The organism is Pseudocitrobacter sp. CD920760 (assembly GCF_057782505.1).
In genome coordinates this window covers 4827704-4845827 of sequence record NZ_CM173490.1, presented here as the reverse complement: position 1 = coordinate 4845827, position 18124 = coordinate 4827704, and the positions used below count along the sequence as shown (strand labels likewise).

The window sequence follows — 18124 nt, the reverse complement described above, 5'->3', positions numbered from 1 at the left end:
GTTGGCTCCCAAAATGGGGGTAATAAGTTGCATTTCTGATTGCTTTGCAATCATTGATTAATTTCACTTGCGACTTTGGCTGCTTTTTGTAATGTGAAGGATGTCGCACCGGATCTGGTGACATTAACAGCACATCTCTGCAGGAAAAAAACGTTATGAAAAATGTTGGTTTTATCGGCTGGCGTGGAATGGTCGGCTCTGTACTCATGCAACGCATGGTGGAAGAGCGCGATTTCGACGCCATTCGCCCGGTCTTCTTCTCCACCTCCCAGCTTGGGCAGGCGGCGCCGTCTTTTGGCACCACCACCGGTGGTACGCTGCAGGATGCTTACGATCTTGACGCGCTGAAGGCCCTGGACATTATTGTCACCTGCCAGGGCGGCGATTATACCAACGAAATCTATCCAAAGCTTCGTGAAAGCGGCTGGCAGGGCTACTGGATTGACGCGGCGTCTTCGCTGCGCATGAAAGACGACGCCATTATCATTCTTGACCCGGTTAACCAGAAAGTCATCACCGATGGCCTGAACAACGGCGTGAAAACCTTTGTGGGCGGCAACTGCACCGTCAGCCTGATGCTGATGTCCTTAGGCGGCCTGTTCGCTAACGACCTGGTGGAGTGGGCGTCCGTTGCTACTTATCAGGCGGCTTCCGGCGGCGGTGCGCGTCATATGCGTGAACTGCTGACCCAAATGGGCCAACTGCACAATCACGTCGCCGATGAACTGGCGAACCCGGCTTCCGCTATTCTCGATATCGAACGCAAAGTCACCGCGCTGACGCGCAGCGGCGATCTGGCGGTCGATAACTTCGGTGTACCGCTGGCAGGCAGTCTGATTCCGTGGATCGACAAACAACTCGATAACGGCCAGAGCCGCGAAGAGTGGAAAGGCCAGGCCGAGACCAATAAAATCCTCGCCACCGCGTCCACCATCCCGGTTGACGGCCTTTGCGTCCGTGTCGGCGCGCTGCGTTGCCACAGCCAGGCTTTCACGCTGAAACTGAAAAAAGATATCTCTATCGCCACCGTTGAAGAGCTGCTGGCGGCTCACAACCCGTGGGCGAAAGTCATCCCGAACGATCGTGACATCACCATGCGCGAGCTGACCCCAGCGGCGGTCACCGGCACGCTGACCACGCCCGTTGGGCGTCTGCGTAAGCTGAACATGGGGCCGGAGTATCTCTCTGCCTTTACGGTTGGCGACCAGTTGTTGTGGGGGGCAGCAGAACCGCTGCGCCGCATGCTGCGTCAGCTGGCTTAATATTCTCAGGGGGGCTTTATGCCCCCCTGTTTACATCTGATAGGTTTTGCGTACTACAAGGAGTAAACGCGAATGTATTCATTTTTCTCTGAGGTTAAATAAAGCGTTGGCTATGCTGTAAGCAAGGTTCAATTTTTGCGACCTTGACTGAAGGTTGGGCGGGGCAGAGAGGAAGCACATTGTGCTGCGCCGTGCAGGTCAAAAATGTCGTCCACTTAACTGGAACGAGACGACACACATACAACAGGATGATGAACCATGTCCGATCGTATTGATAGAGACGTGATTAACGCGCTAATTGCTGGCCATTTTGCGGATCCTTTTTCCGTTCTGGGTATGCATAGTACCGAAGCAGGGCTGGAAGTCCGGGCGCTTTTACCTGATGCGACTGATGTTTGGGTTATTGAACCGAAAACCGGGCGTAAAGTCGGTAAGCTCGAGTGTTTAGACTCGCGCGGTTTCTTTTGCGGCGTTCTGCCGCGACGTAAAAATCCTTTTCGTTATCAACTGGCGGTGGTTTGGCACGGCCAGCAGAATCTGATTGACGACCCCTATCGCTTCGGCCCGCTGTTGCAGGAGATGGACGCCTGGCTGCTGTCTGAAGGCACACACCTGCGTCCGTATGAGACGCTGGGCGCACATGCCGACACAATGGACGGCGTCACAGGCACCCGTTTCTCTGTGTGGGCGCCCAACGCCCGCCGCGTCTCTGTGGTCGGGCAGTTCAACTACTGGGATGGCCGTCGCCATCCGATGCGCCTGCGTGGTGAAACGGGGATCTGGGAACTGTTTGTGCCCGGCGCGCATAACGGTCAGCTCTACAAATTTGAGATGATCGACGCGCACGGCAAACTGCGTATCAAAGCGGACCCTTACGCCTTCGAAGCCCAAATGCGACCCGAAACGGCCTCGCTGATTTGCGGCCTGCCGGAAAAAGTGGTGCAGACGGAAGAGCGTAAGAAAGCGAACAGTTTTGATGCGCCGATTTCCATCTATGAAGTGCATCTCGGTTCCTGGCGTCGCCATACGGATAACAACTTCTGGCTGAGCTATCGCGAGCTGGCGGACCAGTTAGTGCCTTATGCTAAATGGATGGGCTTTACTCATCTGGAGCTGTTGCCGGTTAACGAGCATCCGTTCGACGGTAGCTGGGGTTACCAGCCAACCGGGCTGTACGCGCCGACGCGCCGTTTCGGTACGCGCGAAGATTTCCGCTACTTTATCAATGCCGCGCACGCCGCCGGGCTGAACGTGATTCTTGACTGGGTGCCGGGCCACTTCCCGTCGGATGACTTCGCACTGGCGGAATTCGACGGCACCAAACTCTACGAACATGATGACCCGCGTGAAGGCTACCATCAGGACTGGAATACCCTGATTTACAACTACGGCCGCCGTGAAGTCAGCAATTTCCTCGTCGGTAATGCGCTGTACTGGGTTGAGCGTTTTGGTATTGACGCGCTGCGCGTGGATGCGGTCGCTTCGATGATTTATCGCGATTACAGCCGCAAAGAAGGTGAATGGATACCGAATGAATTTGGTGGCCGTGAAAACCTTGAAGCGATTGAATTCCTGCGCAACACCAACCGCGTGCTGGGCGAGCAGGTTCCCGGTGCGGTGAGTATGGCGGAAGAGTCGACCGATTTTGCCGGCGTGTCGCGCCCGCAGGATTCCGGTGGCCTGGGCTTCTGGTACAAGTGGAATCTGGGCTGGATGCACGACACGCTCGACTACATGAAGCTTGACCCGGTACATCGTCAGTATCATCACGACAAAATGACCTTTGGTCTGCTGTACAACTACACGGAAAACTTCGTTCTGCCGTTGTCGCACGATGAAGTGGTCCACGGTAAGAAATCGATTCTTGACCGTATGCCGGGCGATGCGTGGCAGAAATTTGCCAACCTGCGCGCCTACTACGGCTGGTTATTTGCGTTCCCGGGCAAAAAGCTGCTGTTCATGGGTAATGAGTTTGCACAGGGGCGCGAGTGGAACCACGACGGCAGTCTCGACTGGCATCTGCTGGAAGGCGGCGACAACTGGCACCACGGCGTTCAGCGTCTGGTCCGCGACCTGAACCACACCTATCGCCACCATAAAGCGCTGCACGAGCTCGACTTTGACCCGTACGGTTTTGAGTGGCTGGTGGTCGATGACCACGAACGTTCGGTCTTTATCTTCGTGCGCCGCGACAAGCAGGGCAACGAAATGATCGTCGCCAGCAACTTTACCCCAGTGCCGCGCCACGACTATCGCTTTGGTATCAATCAGCCAGGTAGCTGGCGTGAAGAGCTGAATACTGACTCCGCACACTATCACGGCAGTAATGCCGGGAACGGCGGCGTGGTGCATAGCGATCACATTGCCAGCCACGGGCGTGAGCACTCCCTGAGCCTGACGCTGCCGCCGCTGTCCACCATCTGGCTGGTTCGGGAGGGGGAATGACCGTACTCGCAGCAGGAACACCCACGCCGTTAGGCGCACGCTATGACGGCAGGGGCGTGAATTTTACGCTTTTCTCTGCCCATGCTGAGCGGGTGGAACTCTGCGTGTTCGATGCGCAGGGCAACGAGTCGCGCTACGACCTGCCCGCACGCAGCGGTGATATCTGGCACGGTTATCTGCCAAAAGCGCGCCCAGGACTGCGTTACGGTTATCGCGTCCACGGCCCTTGGGACCCCGCGCAGGGCCACCGTTTTAACCCGGCGAAACTGCTTATCGACCCGTGCTGCTATCAGGTGGAAGGCTCGCTGAAAGATGACCCGAGCCTGCACGGCGGGCATCAGCAGCCGGATAACAGCGACAGCGCCGCAATCGCGCCGAAATCGGTCGTTGCTGCGCTCGATTATCAGTGGGAAGACGACGCGCCGCCGCGTACCGCGTGGGGCAAAACCGTTATCTACGAAGCGCATGTGAAGGGGCTGACCTATCGCCATCCGGGCATTCCGCAGGAAATTCGCGGCACCTACAAAGCGCTCGCTCACCCGGTGATGATTAACTACTTCAAAACGCTGGGTATTACCGCGCTGGAACTGATGCCAGTAGCGCATTTTGCCAGCGAACCGCGCCTGCAACGTATGGGGTTAAGCAATTACTGGGGCTACAACCCGATGGCGATGTTTGCCCTCGACCCACGCTACGCCAGTTCGCCCGAGCGCGCGCTGGATGAATTTCGCGATGCCATAAAAGCGCTGCACCGCGCCGGAATTGAAGTGATTCTCGACGTCGTGCTGAACCACAGCGCGGAGATTGACCTTGATGGTCCGACCTTCTCGCTGCGCGGAATCGATAACCGTAGCTATTATTGGATAAGGGAAGATGGCGATTACCACAACTGGACGGGGTGTGGGAACACGCTCAATCTCAGTCATCCTGGCGGCGTGGAGTATGCCCGTCAGTGCCTGCGTTTTTGGGTAGATGTCTGCCATGTTGATGGTTTTCGCTTCGATTTAGCGACCATTATGGGGCGTACGCCGGAATTTCGTCAGGATGCGCCACTGTTTGAAGCGATTAAACATGACCCGGTTCTGTCAGCGGTGAAGCTGATTGCCGAGCCGTGGGATATCGGGATGGGCGGTTACCAGGTCGGTAATTTCCCGCCGCTGTTTATGGAGTGGAACGACCATTTCCGCGATGCAATGCGCCGATTTTGGTTGCAGGAAAATCTCTCGTTGGGCGAGTTTGCCCAACGTTTTGCCGCCTCCAGCGATGTTTTTGCGCGAGGTGGTCGCAGCCCGTCGGCTGCGGTAAATCTGGTGACGGCGCATGATGGCTTCACGCTGCGTGACTGTGTTTGCTTCAACAATAAGCATAACGAAGCCAACGGTGAGGAAAATCGCGACGGCACTAGCAATAACCATAGCAACAATCATGGTATAGAAGGATTAGGTGGTAACCTGGACATTATTGAGCGCCGTCGGGCAAGCCTCCACGCTTTGCTGACGACGCTGCTGCTGTCCCAGGGGACACCAATGCTGCTGGCCGGTGACGAACATGGTCACAGCCAGCACGGTAATAACAACGCCTACTGCCAGGACAATCCGTTGACCTGGCTGGATTGGGAAAACGCCAATGCCGGGCTTACCGCATTTACCGCCGCGCTGATTCATCTGCGTCAGAACATCCCTGCCTTAACGCAGGATGCCTGGTGGCAGGAGGGTGACGGCAATGTGCAGTGGCTCAATCAGCATGCGCAACCGCTGCATCCTGATGAGTGGCAAAACGGCGTAAGGCGGATGCAAGTCCTGCTTTCCCATCGCTGGCTTATTACGCTCAATGCGACGCACGACGTGGCTACACTCGTTTTACCTGAGGGGGAGTGGCGCGCTGTTCCCCCCTTCGCCGGAGAGGATAATCCGGTCGTCATGGCTGTCTGGCATGGGCCCGCGCACGGAGTGTGCGTATTTCAAAGGTCATAAGTTCTGATTCATCTCAACAAAGAATGGATGAAGACGAGCAACAAAAGGAGTTAATCATGGTTAGGCTGGAAAAAAACGATCCCTTAATGCTGGCGCGCCAGTTACCGAATAAAACGGTTGCGCTGATCCTCGCGGGTGGCCGCGGCACGCGCTTAAAAGATCTCACCATCAAGCGTGCGAAACCGGCAGTGCACTTTGGCGGGAAATTCCGCATCATCGACTTTGCGCTGTCGAACTGCATCAACTCAGGGATTCGTCGTATTGGCGTGATTACGCAGTATCAGTCACACACGCTGGTACAACACATCCAGCGCGGCTGGTCCTTCTTTAGCGAAGAGATGAACGAGTTTGTCGATCTTCTGCCTGCGCAGCAGCGCGTACACGGCGAAAACTGGTATCGCGGTACCGCCGATGCGGTAACCCAGAACCTCGACATCATCAATCGCTATAAAGCGGAATATGTGGTGATCCTCGCGGGCGACCATATCTACAAACAAGATTACTCGCGCATGCTTATCGACCACGTCGAAAAAGGCGCGCGCTGCACCGTTGCGTGCATGCCGGTGCCCATTGAAGAGGCATCCGCATTTGGCGTAATGGCGGTAGATGAAAGCGAAAAGATTATCGAATTCGTTGAAAAGCCGGCGAACCCACCGGCCATGCCGAACGACTCGAGCAAATCGCTCGCCAGTATGGGTATCTATGTCTTTGATGCAGATTATCTTTATGAACTGCTGAAAGAAGACGATCTGGATGAAAATTCCAGCCACGACTTCGGCAAAGACATCATCCCGAAAATCACCAAAGCTGGCATGGCTTATGCACATCCATTCCCACTCTCCTGCGTACAGTCTGACCCGAATGCAGAACCGTACTGGCGTGACGTGGGTACGCTGGAAGCGTACTGGAAAGCGAACCTTGACCTGGCGTCCGTCACGCCCGAACTGGACATGTATGACCAGAACTGGCCGATTCGTACTCACATGGAATCTCTGCCGCCAGCGAAATTCGTTCAGGACCGCTCCGGTAGCCACGGCATGACCCTGAACTCGCTGGTCTCCGGCGGCTGCATTATTTCAGGTTCCGTGGTGGTGCAATCGGTACTGTTCCCGCGCGTGCGCGTGAATTCGTTCTGTAACATTGATTCGGCAGTCTTATTACCTGACGTTTGGGTTGGCCGCTCATGCCGCTTACGCCGTTGCGTTATCGACCGCGCCTGCGTCATTCCAGAAGGAATGGTGATTGGTGAGAATGCGGAAGACGATGCACGTCGTTTTTACCGCTCGGAAGAGGGGATTGTGCTGGTAACGCGTGACATGCTGCGCAAATTGCAGGTCAAACAGGAGCGATAATGCAGGTTTTACATGTTTGTTCAGAGATGTTCCCGTTACTGAAAACTGGCGGTCTGGCTGATGTTATTGGCGCGCTGCCCGCAGCGCAAATTGCTGATGGAACGGATACGCGCGTGCTGTTGCCGGGTTTCCCGGATATCCGCCGGGGCATCACGGATGCGCAGGTGGTTACGCGTCGTCAGACGTTTGCCGGGCCGATTTCGCTGCTGTTCGGGCATTTTAACGGAGTGGGCATTTACCTGATCGACGCGCCGCATTTGTATGACCGCCCGGGGAGCCCGTACCACGACACTAACCTGCATGCCTACACCGATAACGTGCTGCGCTTTGCGCTGCTGGGGTGGGTAGGCTGCGAAATGGCCTGCGGGCTTGACCCGTTCTGGCGCCCGGAAGTGGTGCACGCGCACGACTGGCATGCGGGCCTGGCCCCGGCGTATCTGGCGGCGCGTGGCCGCCCGGCGAAGTCGGTGTTTACGGTGCATAACCTGGCTTACCAGGGCATGTTCTATGCGCATCACATGAATGACATCGAGCTGCCGTGGTCGTTCTTCAACATGCACGGGCTGGAGTTTAACGGCCAGATTTCGTTCCTGAAAGCAGGGCTCTATTACGCCGATCACATCACGGCGGTGAGCCCAACCTATGCACGAGAGATTACCGAACCGCAGTTCGCTTACGGCATGGAAGGATTGCTGCGCCAGCGCCACCAGGAGGGCCGGCTTTCCGGCATCCTGAACGGCGTGGATGACAACGTATGGAGTCCGGAAAAGGACATACTGCTGGCGTCACGCTATAACCGCGATACTCTTGAGGAGAAAGCGGAAAACAAACGCCAGCTACAAATTGCGATGGGCCTTAATGTTAACGATAAAGTGCCGCTTTTTGCCGTTGTCAGCCGATTAACCAGCCAGAAAGGTCTGGACCTGGTTCTGGAAGCCCTTCCGGGTTTGCTGGAGCAAGGTGGGCAACTGGCGCTGCTGGGGGCCGGCGATCCTGTTCTGCAGGAAGGGTTCCTTGCGGCTGCGGCGGAGCATCCGGGGCAGGTTGGCGTCCAGATCGGCTATCATGAAGCCTTCTCGCACCGCATTATGGGCGGCGCGGACGTCATTCTTGTGCCAAGCCGTTTTGAACCTTGCGGCTTAACGCAGCTCTATGGCCTGAAGTACGGCACGCTACCGCTTGTGCGTCGTACCGGCGGCCTGGCGGATACGGTCTCAGACAGTTCACTGGAAAACCTGGCCGATGGCGTAGCCAGCGGTTTTGTCTTTGAGGACAGTAATGCCTGGTCGCTATTGAGAGCCATCCGGCGTGCTTTCGTGTTGTGGTCTCGCCCATCACTCTGGCGCTATGTACAGCGTCAGGCGATGAGCGTGGATTTTAGCTGGCAAGTCGCGGCGCACTCTTACCGCGAGCTTTATCAACGCTTGATGTAATCACAGGAACCATTTCTATGAATGCGCCATTTACATATGCATCACCGACTCTTAGCGTTGAGGCTCTCAAGCACTCTATTGCCTATAAGCTGATGTTCACGATTGGGAAAGATCCGGCCATTGCCAACAAACATGAGTGGCTGAACGCCACGCTGTTTGCGGTGCGTGACCGCATGGTGGAGCGCTGGTTGCGCTCCAACCGCGCACAACTTTCTCAGGAAACGCGGCAGGTTTATTACCTGTCGATGGAGTTTTTGATTGGCCGCACCCTTTCCAACGCGCTGTTATCCCTCGGCATCTATGAAGATGTCAAAAACGCGCTGGAAGGGATGGGGTTAGACCTTGAAGAGTTGATCGACGAAGAAAACGACCCTGGGCTCGGCAACGGCGGCTTAGGCCGACTGGCGGCCTGCTTCCTGGATTCCCTTGCTACCCTTGGTTTGCCGGGGCGTGGCTACGGTATTCGCTACGACTACGGCATGTTCCGCCAGAACATTGTCGATGGTCGCCAGAAAGAATCGCCGGATTACTGGCTGGAATACGGTAACCCGTGGGAGTTCGAACGTCATAACACCCGCTACAAAGTGCGCTTTGGTGGCCGTATCCAGCAGGAAGGCAAAAAGAGCCGCTGGGTCGAAACCGAAGAAATCATCGCCGAAGCCTACGACCAAATCATTCCTGGCTACGACACCGACGCGACCAATACGCTGCGTCTGTGGAGCGCCCAGGCGAGCAGTGAAATCAACCTCGGTAAATTTAACCAGGGCGATTACTTCGCGGCGGTGGAAGACAAAAACCACTCGGAAAACGTCTCACGCGTTCTCTACCCGGATGACTCCACCTATTCGGGCCGCGAGCTGCGTCTGCGTCAGGAGTATTTCCTGGTCTCCTCAACCATTCAGGATATTTTAAGCCGCCACTACCAACTGCATAAAACCTATGCCAACCTGGCGGATAAAATCGCGATTCACCTCAACGACACCCACCCGGTGCTGTCGATCCCTGAGCTGATGCGCCTGTTAATTGATGAGCACAAATTCAGCTGGGATGACGCGTTTGAGGTGACCTGCCAGGTCTTCTCTTACACCAACCACACGCTGATGAGCGAAGCGCTGGAAACCTGGCCGGTCGACATGCTGGGTAAAATTCTGCCGCGTCACCTGCAAATCATCTTTGAAATCAACGACTACTTCCTCAAAACCCTGCAGGAGCAATACCCGCAGGATATGGGGCTGCTGAGTCGTACGTCTATTATTGATGAGTCCAACGGTCGCCGCGTGCGGATGGCCTGGCTGGCAGTGGTGGTCAGTCACAAGGTCAATGGTGTGTCTGAACTGCACTCCAACCTGATGGTGCAATCACTGTTTGCCGATTTCGCCAGTATCTTCCCGATGCGTTTTACCAACGTAACTAACGGCGTCACGCCGCGTCGCTGGCTGGCGCTGGCGAATCCGCCATTGTCAGAGGTCCTGGATGAGAACATTGGTCGTACCTGGCGCACCGATCTCAGCCAGCTCAGCGACCTTGAACAGCACATTGATTACCCGACGGTGAAACAGGCCGTGCATCGCGCCAAACTGGAAAACAAAAAACGGCTGGCGGCGGCGATTGCCCAACACCTGAACGTGGTGGTCAACCCGAATGCGCTGTTTGATGTACAGATTAAGCGTATCCACGAGTACAAACGTCAGTTAATGAATGTGCTACATGTGATCACCCGATACAACCGTATCAAAGCTGATCCGACGGCGGAGTGGGTGCCGCGTGTGAATATCTTTGCCGGGAAAGCAGCATCGGCGTACTACATGGCGAAGCACATCATTCACCTGATCAACGATGTGGCCAATGTGATCAACAACGATCCGCAAATTGGCGATAAGCTGAAAGTGGTGTTTGTGCCGAACTACAGCGTCAGTCTGGCGCAGGTGATCATTCCGGCGGCCGATCTCTCCGAGCAGATTTCACTGGCAGGAACAGAAGCTTCCGGCACCAGTAATATGAAGTTTGCCCTGAACGGCGCGCTCACCATCGGCACGCTGGACGGCGCAAACGTCGAGATGCAGGAGAAAGTGGGCGAAGAGAATATCTTCATCTTCGGCAACACCGCAGAAGAAGTGGAAGCGCTGCGCCGTAACGGTTACAAACCGCGTGATTACTACGAGCAGGACGAAGAGTTGCATCAGGTGCTGACGCAAATCGGCAGTGGGCTGTTTAGCCCGGAAGAGCCGGGGCGCTATCGCGACCTGGTTGACTCTCTGATCAACTTTGGCGACCACTATCAGGTGCTGGCGGATTACCGTAGCTATATCGACACCCAGGATAAAGTCGATGAGCTCTACCGTAACCCGGAAGAGTGGACCACTAAAGCGATGCTGAATATCGCGAACATGGGCTACTTCTCGTCTGACCGCACGATTCAGGAGTATGCCAAACATATCTGGCATATTGACCCGGTGAGGTTGTAACACTGCATCGATAAAGCGCGTAATAATGACAAGGCCGTAGTAATGTTTACTACGGCCTTGTTTTACTTTGTGGATACATAATGGAAAATAATAAATCAGGACGCATCATTAAAAACACAATGGTTATAGCAGCTTTATTTGTCGGCATCACGTCATTGGCAAGCTTCGGCGCCGATAAATTGCCTGAAGCAAAAGACTATCCTGTTAATAATATTTATACCGGCAATGCTGCAAAAGATATTGATAATAGCGATGAATTTACGCATGAATTCAGAACGCGTTTCAAGGAAGCGATGCAGGGCGATGTCGTTTTTGCGGGTGAATATGCTCAGGCCATGTGGGGCTGTGGTGGGTCGGGTTGTCACACCGTAGCGTTAATTAATAAACGAACCGGGAGGGCATTGGATAAAGCTTTTACCGTGTATTATGGTGGTGACGATGAAAACCCAATATCAATGGGTGAGGAAGTCGTTTTTATGGAGAAGAACAGCAAGTTGCTCATTACTTCTGGCATGGATGAAACAACGAATAAATTTTATTCATACTATTATGTTTTAAAAAAAGATGGGCTTGAGTTGATTCGCAAACTAGAAAAGAAAGAAGATAAATAAAAGAACGGATAATATTTTTTTGAAATGCGCAAGGAAATGCGATTTAAAAAATGAAAAACACTAAGTGGATACTTCTTTCTCTGGTCATGGCTTTTATCGGTGTGCCCATTCTTGCGCACTGCGTGGCATTATTCTGTGGGCTATGTGTCGCGATTATCGCTTATATTTTAGAGGGGCTTGGCCTGGGAAAAGAGACGCAGGGGCTTCCTTCCGCATTGATTCTGCTCGCCGTTTGCAACCTGATGTTTTTCGGCGGTCGCATTTGGTCGAAAGATAACGCCCTGGAAGATAACCTCATCTGGCGGCACGTGATTCTGTTGCTGCCCGCACTTCTGGCATTGCTGGGGTGGATTTACGCGCTGCAACAGGCCGGCCTTGATTTTTACACGATGGGCAGCGGAACGCTTACCGTATTATCCCCCTGGGCAGGGATTCATATCGTTAACCTTGTCTGCCAATGGTATTGGGGAAGCCTGCTGATACCGGTTTGTTCGCAGCTAAGCTTTACGCTCGGCTATGGCTGGTCGTTCAGGCGATCTTTCTTCACAAGCAGGGCTGGCATTTGCCGCAGCATTATTCTGTTTCTCATCGTCTTAGCCTCAGCCTACGCGGCGTACCAGGCATGGCAGCAGAAACTAAAATATCCCAACGTTATTTATGAAGATCGTGATACCCGCAATTACCAGCCTGATAAATGGCATAACGAACTCATCCCGCTTCAGGGTAAGCCCGCGTTACAAATCACCCACAACTGGCCGCGGATGGACGGCGCGACGGCGGGTTATCCTCTCTATGCTTCCGCATTCTATGCGCTAAACGTCTTACCGAAACGGTTTGATGAGGATAAATATTTACTCAATTCGCGCACGCCGGCCGCGTGGGAAAATATTATCAAAGGTCGTGTCGATATTATTTTCGTCGCACAGCCTTCTGCCGGGCAGAAATCAGATGCGCAGAAAATGGGCGTAAAGCTGACCTACACGCCGTTCGCACGTGAAGCGTTTGTTTTTATCGTCAACAAAAACAACCCCATTAACAGCCTCACCACCGAGCAGGTCCGCGATATTTTCAGTGGCAAAATAACCAACTGGCGTCAGGTTGGCGGCCCTGACGCGGCCATTGAGCCCTGGCAGCGACCCGAGGATTCAGGCAGCCAGACCGCCATGCTGGCGAAGGTGATGAAAGGGACTCCAATGCTCAAACCCAGGGAGATGAAGGTTGCGACAAACATGGGGGAAATGGTGGATATTGTGGCGCAATATCAGGATACCCCCGGCGCGATTGGTTACACCTTCCGCTATTACGCCACGCGGATGCATGCTCGTGAGGGTGTCAAACTGCTGGCAATTAACGGCATTGCCCCCACAGCTGAGAACATTCGCAACGAAGTTTATCCCTGGGTCGCGGGTGTTTATATGGTTACTCAGGAAAACCCAACCACGGAAACCCAGAAAGTAGTCGAGTGGTTTTTAAGCCCACAGGGGCAAAGGCTGGTGCAGGATGTGGGGTATGTGCCGATGTATGAAACACTCGCTAACTCAGGGCAGTAACATGGAATCAGTTAACAGATTATTTGCCGACCTCGTCGGCACCGATCCCTACACTGGCGTTGAAATCACCATTGCCAATTGCGAATCAGCATATTGGGATGAGGATATGGTTCCACGCTTGATTAATCGGGCACTGGACGAAGGGGAAAAATTTGTAGGTGCAGCAGGTCTTGACGGTTTGCGCCGTTATGATGTTACTCTGAATGTCGGTTTGTCCTCGAGTCATATCTGGCCTGGGTTTTCCCTCGATCCTGCGACTATCAGTCGTCTTTGTGCCAGCGGCGCTGAGTTTGGTTTTGACCCTTATATTAGCGATGTGCCTGAAATTGAGTGTGAACTCAATACAACAGATGACTTTACCGTCCATTTCTCGGCGATGAAAAATCCTGATGAGCGAACAATCATTGCCAAACGTCCACTCAGGGAATGCGCCTCCTGGATTGAGGATGTATACACTCTTTGGGTCTTCAGAGAAGCACTGAAATTTCACGGGGATAACAGCCTGCGCGGATTCCGTGAGAAGCAGGCGACGCTGACGTATTATTGCCGTAATTATTCCTCAACGAACTGTGCTGATGAAGGATGCCGCGCCTGTGAGGATAACTGTGTTCGCCCCAGTTTTTCCTTGTCGCGCAGTACCATCATTAGGCTGAATGCCGCTAATGCGAGCTTTGTGTATATACCCTTTACGCGCTCACAAAAGCGGAGGAAATAATATGCAACCCAGCCCCGCCATGCTGAATCTGATTGAACAGATTTATCACACCTTCCGTCGGTATACGGTGCCAAAACAATTTGTGGTGTGCTGTGAATACTGCCTCAATAAACAACAGCAACAGGCGCTACAGCAAACCTCACTGCGCGCAATACCTTACTCATTATTAAATGACTGGAATTCCAGCCCCGGCCCCGATCCGCAAAACAGCGATGAGGTTCGTTATTTTCTGCCGCGCTTGCTGGAATTTGTCGCACACGGTCAGTTCGACTGTGTGTGTGAAGATTTCTCATTGCGGCGGATTAACCTGGCAGATAAGACCCACTGGCGGGCGGATGAACGGGCGATTTTAGAACGCTATGCCCGTCAATTTATGGCCGACTGGGTGTCGGGAGAGGAAGTCGTTGAATTGCAGTGCATGCTGAAGATGTTTTACCGCGCTGATATTGCACCTTCGCAATTACTGGATGAAGTCGTATCCGTTCCCGGTTACTGGTCGACGGCGTCGCTGGCCTGTCTGTTGTACGAATATCGCGAAGGTTATATCAGGGATAACCCGGACGACACCGATCTCGCCATGACCACTCAAGTTCGGGACTGGTCGAGTGACAATCGTGCACTACTTAAAGAGCGGGCGCGATTAGCGATTGAAAATCCGCAAAAGCAGCCTGAACAGTGGACAGAGTACCAGGTCTGGGAAGATGACTGGATGATTGATGAGTGTCTATGCGCGATGTACGAGAGCGATTCATTACAGCCAGAAGATACATGAGGAAGAAACACATTTCGGTTTTGCAATGGGAGGCGATTGCCAGCGACGCTGACTACGTTGACGAGTGTAGAAACCAGGCAAGTTCCTGGAGAAAAAATGGAATGTTTATCGTGCAAATGGAGAAGGGAAACATGAATATCAAATGGGTATTGGCATCAGTTTTAGGTTGTGTTCTGGCAGCCCCTGTTCTGGCGGATACGCTCAGAGACGTCAATGGCAATGCCACCGGTTCGGTAACGGCCGACGCGAACGGGAACAAAACGTATCGGGACAGTAATGGGAATCAGGTCGGTTCTTCAACCACGGATTCAAGGGGAACGACGACGATTAAAGATCGTAACGGTAACACCTATGGCAGCGCGAATACCGATTCGGCGGGGAAAACGACCTTCAATGATGCCAATGGCAATACCAAAGGAACGGCAACAACAGATGATCGGGGAGTGACAACCTATCGCGATGCAAATGGAAATACGATAGGCACGTCTGAGGTGGATTTCTCTGGCAACAAAAGATTCAAAGATAAAAATGGTAATGAGGTTGCCAGCCTGACGAAATAGAGTCTGTCCCTGATGATATGAAGGCCCGGAAGCGTTCAGCTTCCGGGCAATTGATCAAGACGCCAGCGACAGTTCACGCTTTCCCGCGTTTTGCAGCAGCCATTGCGCCACGCGTGACTGCTGTTCGGCGTTCAGCCACATCCCCTGCTTGGTCCTGCGCCACAGCGCGTCATCGGCGCGGCGTACCCATTCATGCTCAACCAGGTAACGCAGCTCAGCTTCATAAAATTCATGACCGAAATCTTCGCCTAAATCAGCCACACTTTTCGCCTGACCCAGTAACAGCTCGCTGTTGCTGCCGTAGGTGCGGGCGAAATGACGCGCCAGCGATTCGCTGATAAACGGATAGCGGCGGCGCAGGGTAGCCGCGTAGTCATCACGGTCACCGTTGATGTCGCCGCCGGGCAGCGTTGCACCTTTGGTCCATGCCGGGCCGATATTTTTGTAATACGGCGCCAGTTTCTCCAGCGCGTGCTCTGCCAGCTTGCGATAGGTGGTGAGCTTCCCGCCGAACACCGACAGCAGCGGGGCCTGGTTATCGACGTCATGAACGTCCAGCGTGTAGTCGCGGGTAATGGCCTGCGGTGAGTCAGATTCGTCATCGCACAGCGGACGTACGCCGGAATAAGTCCAGACGATGTCGTCGCGCCCCAGCTGTTTTTTGAAGTGCGCGTTATAGACCTTCAGCAGATAACTGATTTCCCCTTCGTCGATTTCGACATTCTTCGGATCGCCGTGATACTCCTGGTCGGTGGTACCGATAATCGAAAACTCATCCATCCACGGGATTACGAACACAATACGCTTATCTTCGTTTTGCAGGATGTATGCCTGCTTCTGAGTGTGCACGCGCGGCACCACAATGTGGCTGCCTTTGATCAGGCGGATGCCGTAAGGCGAGGGAAGGTGCATGCCGTCATCGAAGAACTGTTTCACCCACGGGCCGGTGGCATTGACCAGGCCACGCGCCTGCCAGGTGTATTTTTTGCCGGTATCGATGTCTTCCGCTTCCACAATCCACAGGCCATTCTCACGACGCGCGGAGGTGGCACGGGTGCGAGTCAGTACCTCACCACCTTTACGCGCTACCATTTGCGCGTTGGCTAATACCAGGCGAGCATCATCGACCCAGCAGTCGGAATATTCGAATCCGCGCACGATTTCAGGTTTGAGGACCGATTCTGCGCCAAAACGCAAACCCGCTGAGCTCGGCAGACTGGTGCGTTTGCCCAGGTGATCGTACATAAACAAACCAATACGGATCATCCAGGCTGGACGCAGATGCGGGCGATGCGGCAGACGAAAACGCATCGGGAAAGCGATATGAGGTGCCATTTTTAACAGCACTTCACGTTCGGCGAGCGCTTCGCTCACCAGGCGGAATTCATAGTGTTCAAGGTAGCGCAGGCCGCCGTGGATGAGCTTAGAACTGGCGCTGGAGGTGGCGCATGCCAGATCCTGCGCTTCCAGCATCAAAACGGATAATCCGCGCCCGGCGGCATCCGCTGCGATCCCTGCGCCGTTGATCCCGCCACCTATCACAATCAGATCTTTGGTTTCCATGCTCGCTACCTCGTTCACTTTCGTTATAGCTCAATAATGCTCGATAACGAAAATAATAGCAAACAAACGCGCGTTCGGTAACATCAAAAAAACAATTTACAGTGATGTGTGTAACATATTGGCGTTTCACTGCCGTCAGGACGTACACTTGGCGGTAAAATGGCGTGAGTTCGCCCACCTGCAATAAAGAGAAGAGAAACCATGGAACAGTTTGTGTGTATCAATGTAGAAGAAGCGCACCAGAAGTTACGCCAGCAGACCGCCGTGCTGGTCGATATTCGTGACCCACAGAGTTATGCGCTGGGCCACACACCGGGTGCGTTTCATCTGACTAACGATACGCTGGGCGCGTTTATGCGCGACAACGATTTTGACACGCCGGTGATGGTGATGTGCTATCACGGCAACAGCAGCAAAGGCGCAGCGCAATATCTGCTACAGCAGGGCTACGATGAAGTCTACAGCGTGGACGGCGGCTTCGACGCCTGGCATCGCCACTTCCCGGCAGAGGTTGAACACATCGCGCTTTAGGCATTTGAATGCGATGTTATACTGTCCCCCTTTGTGTGGAATAAGCGACCCTCTGCATGTTGATGATCACCTCTTTTACTAACCCGCGCGTCGCCCAGGCCTTTGTGGACTATATGGCGACGCAGGGTATTATCCTGACAATACAACAACATACTCAGAGTGATGTCTGGCTCGCAGATGAAAGTCAGGCCGAACGTGTGCGCGCCGAGCTGACCCGCTTTCTGGAAAACCCGGCAGATCCGCGTTATCTGGCGGCGAGCTGGCAATCGGGCCACACCAACAGTGGGCTGCACTATCGTCGTTTCCCGTTCCTCGAAACGCTGAAAGCCAATGCCGGTCCGGTGACCATGGCGGTGATGATCGCCTGTATTCTGGTTTTCGTCCTGATGAATGTGGTGGGCGATCAGGCCGTGATGATGTGGCTGGCCTGGCCCTATGACAGCTCGGTGCAGTTTGAAGCCTGGCGCTACTTTAGCCACGCGCTCATGCATTTCTCGGTGCTGCATATTCTGTTTAACCTGCTGTGGTGGTGGTATCTCGGTGGGGCGGTGGAGAAACGCATCGGCAGCGGTAAACTGGTGGTGATCACCGCGATCAGTGCGCTGTTGAGCGGTTTTATCCAGCACCAGTTTAGTGGCCCATGGTTTGGTGGGCTGTCTGGCGTGGTGTATGCGCTGATGGGTTACGTCTGGCTGCGTGGCGAGCGCGATCCGGACAGCGGTATTTACCTGCAGCGTGGGTTGATTATCTTTTCGTTGGTCTGGCTGGTTGCCGGTTGGTTTGATCTTTTTGGCATGTCGATTGCCAATGGCGCACATGTTACCGGCCTGGTGGTCGGTCTGGCGATGGCGTTTGTCGATACGCTAAATGCGCGAAAGCGCGCGTAATTTTT

Annotated in this window: 14 protein-coding genes; 13 read left to right on the top strand and 1 reads right to left on the bottom strand. The window is 54.0% G+C overall.

All coding sequences use genetic code 11. The annotated features are described in order from the left end of the window. Nucleotides 1-155 precede the first annotated feature (155 nt). The 11 genes from asd (at nt 156) to AC1MKH_RS22800 (ending at nt 15138) form a co-directional block, all read left to right on the top strand. The gene (asd, locus tag AC1MKH_RS22850; RefSeq protein WP_149464121.1) at nt 156-1262 is read left to right on the top strand and encodes an aspartate-semialdehyde dehydrogenase; all 1107 of its coding nucleotides are present in this window, start codon (nt 156-158) and stop codon (nt 1260-1262) included. A gap of 258 nt (nt 1263-1520) precedes the next feature. Then, a complete protein-coding gene (gene glgB, locus AC1MKH_RS22845) occupies nt 1521-3707 on the top strand; it encodes a 1,4-alpha-glucan branching enzyme (RefSeq protein WP_276218791.1) in 2187 nt (728 codons plus the stop codon). Then, complete coding sequence (glgX, locus tag AC1MKH_RS22840) at nt 3704-5680, top strand: glycogen debranching protein GlgX (RefSeq protein WP_276218790.1); 1977 nt, start codon at nt 3704-3706, stop codon at nt 5678-5680. The genes glgB and glgX overlap by 4 nt, the downstream gene beginning before the upstream one ends. Before the next feature lie 56 nt (nt 5681-5736). Beyond that, nucleotides 5737-7032, top strand: coding sequence for a glucose-1-phosphate adenylyltransferase (gene glgC, locus AC1MKH_RS22835; protein ID WP_276218788.1), 1296 nt, complete (start codon nt 5737-5739; stop codon nt 7030-7032). Then, complete coding sequence (glgA, locus tag AC1MKH_RS22830; RefSeq protein ID WP_015962654.1) at nt 7032-8465, top strand: glycogen synthase GlgA; 1434 nt, start codon at nt 7032-7034, stop codon at nt 8463-8465. The genes glgC and glgA overlap by 1 nt, the downstream gene beginning before the upstream one ends. Before the next feature lie 17 nt (nt 8466-8482). After that, nucleotides 8483-10930 carry a glycogen phosphorylase gene (glgP, locus tag AC1MKH_RS22825; RefSeq protein WP_276218784.1) on the top strand — a complete coding sequence of 816 codons (2448 nt, stop codon included), beginning with the start codon at nt 8483-8485 and terminating at the stop codon, nt 10928-10930. A gap of 80 nt (nt 10931-11010) precedes the next feature. After that, entirely contained in the window at nt 11011-11541 is a 531-nt protein-coding gene (locus tag AC1MKH_RS22820) for a hypothetical protein (protein WP_276218782.1), read from the top strand. Nucleotides 11542-11591: 50 nt separating this feature from the next. Next, a complete protein-coding gene (locus tag AC1MKH_RS22815; protein ID WP_276218780.1) occupies nt 11592-13091 on the top strand; it encodes a PstS family phosphate ABC transporter substrate-binding protein in 1500 nt (499 codons plus the stop codon). 1 nt (nt 13092) lies between these two features. Further along, nucleotides 13093-13806: a YbbD family protein gene (locus AC1MKH_RS22810; RefSeq protein ID WP_276218778.1), complete on the top strand. Its 714-nt coding sequence runs from the start codon at nt 13093-13095 to the stop codon at nt 13804-13806. A gap of 1 nt (nt 13807) precedes the next feature. Then, nucleotides 13808-14578, top strand: coding sequence for a hypothetical protein (locus AC1MKH_RS22805; protein ID WP_276218776.1), 771 nt, complete (start codon nt 13808-13810; stop codon nt 14576-14578). Continuing rightward, nucleotides 14575-15138, top strand: coding sequence for a hypothetical protein (locus tag AC1MKH_RS22800; RefSeq protein WP_276218775.1), 564 nt, complete (start codon nt 14575-14577; stop codon nt 15136-15138). The genes AC1MKH_RS22805 and AC1MKH_RS22800 overlap by 4 nt, the downstream gene beginning before the upstream one ends. Nucleotides 15139-15192: 54 nt before the next feature. Here the strand turns inward: AC1MKH_RS22800 and glpD are convergent, their stop codons facing one another. After that, entirely contained in the window at nt 15193-16701 is a 1509-nt protein-coding gene (gene glpD / locus AC1MKH_RS22795) for a glycerol-3-phosphate dehydrogenase (RefSeq protein ID WP_276218773.1), read from the bottom strand. A gap of 201 nt (nt 16702-16902) precedes the next feature. Between glpD and glpE the strand changes: the two genes are divergently transcribed. Both glpE and glpG read left to right on the top strand, forming a co-directional pair. Next, a complete protein-coding gene (gene glpE, locus AC1MKH_RS22790; protein WP_015962658.1) occupies nt 16903-17232 on the top strand; it encodes a thiosulfate sulfurtransferase GlpE in 330 nt (109 codons plus the stop codon). A 56-nt stretch (nt 17233-17288) separates the two neighbouring features. Continuing rightward, on the top strand, nt 17289-18119 hold the full coding sequence (gene glpG, locus AC1MKH_RS22785; RefSeq protein WP_276218770.1) for a rhomboid family intramembrane serine protease GlpG: 831 nt from the start codon (nt 17289-17291) through the stop codon (nt 18117-18119). Nucleotides 18120-18124: the final 5 nt, after the last annotated feature.

Coding starts and splice junctions, on each gene's coding strand:
- glpD (WP_276218773.1), bottom strand. CDS start 16,701: ATGGAAACCAAAGATCTGATTGTGATAGGTGGCGGGATCAACGGCGCA.
- glgP (WP_276218784.1), top strand. CDS start 8,483: ATGAATGCGCCATTTACATATGCATCACCGACTCTTAGCGTTGAGGCT.
- glgA (WP_015962654.1), top strand. CDS start 7,032: ATGCAGGTTTTACATGTTTGTTCAGAGATGTTCCCGTTACTGAAAACT.
- glgB (WP_276218791.1), top strand. CDS start 1,521: ATGTCCGATCGTATTGATAGAGACGTGATTAACGCGCTAATTGCTGGC.
- AC1MKH_RS22800 (WP_276218775.1), top strand. CDS start 14,575: ATGAGGAAGAAACACATTTCGGTTTTGCAATGGGAGGCGATTGCCAGC.
- glpG (WP_276218770.1), top strand. CDS start 17,289: ATGTTGATGATCACCTCTTTTACTAACCCGCGCGTCGCCCAGGCCTTT.
- AC1MKH_RS22815 (WP_276218780.1), top strand. CDS start 11,592: ATGAAAAACACTAAGTGGATACTTCTTTCTCTGGTCATGGCTTTTATC.
- AC1MKH_RS22805 (WP_276218776.1), top strand. CDS start 13,808: ATGCAACCCAGCCCCGCCATGCTGAATCTGATTGAACAGATTTATCAC.
- glgC (WP_276218788.1), top strand. CDS start 5,737: ATGGTTAGGCTGGAAAAAAACGATCCCTTAATGCTGGCGCGCCAGTTA.
- asd (WP_149464121.1), top strand. CDS start 156: ATGAAAAATGTTGGTTTTATCGGCTGGCGTGGAATGGTCGGCTCTGTA.
- AC1MKH_RS22810 (WP_276218778.1), top strand. CDS start 13,093: ATGGAATCAGTTAACAGATTATTTGCCGACCTCGTCGGCACCGATCCC.
- glgX (WP_276218790.1), top strand. CDS start 3,704: ATGACCGTACTCGCAGCAGGAACACCCACGCCGTTAGGCGCACGCTAT.
- AC1MKH_RS22820 (WP_276218782.1), top strand. CDS start 11,011: ATGGAAAATAATAAATCAGGACGCATCATTAAAAACACAATGGTTATA.
- glpE (WP_015962658.1), top strand. CDS start 16,903: ATGGAACAGTTTGTGTGTATCAATGTAGAAGAAGCGCACCAGAAGTTA.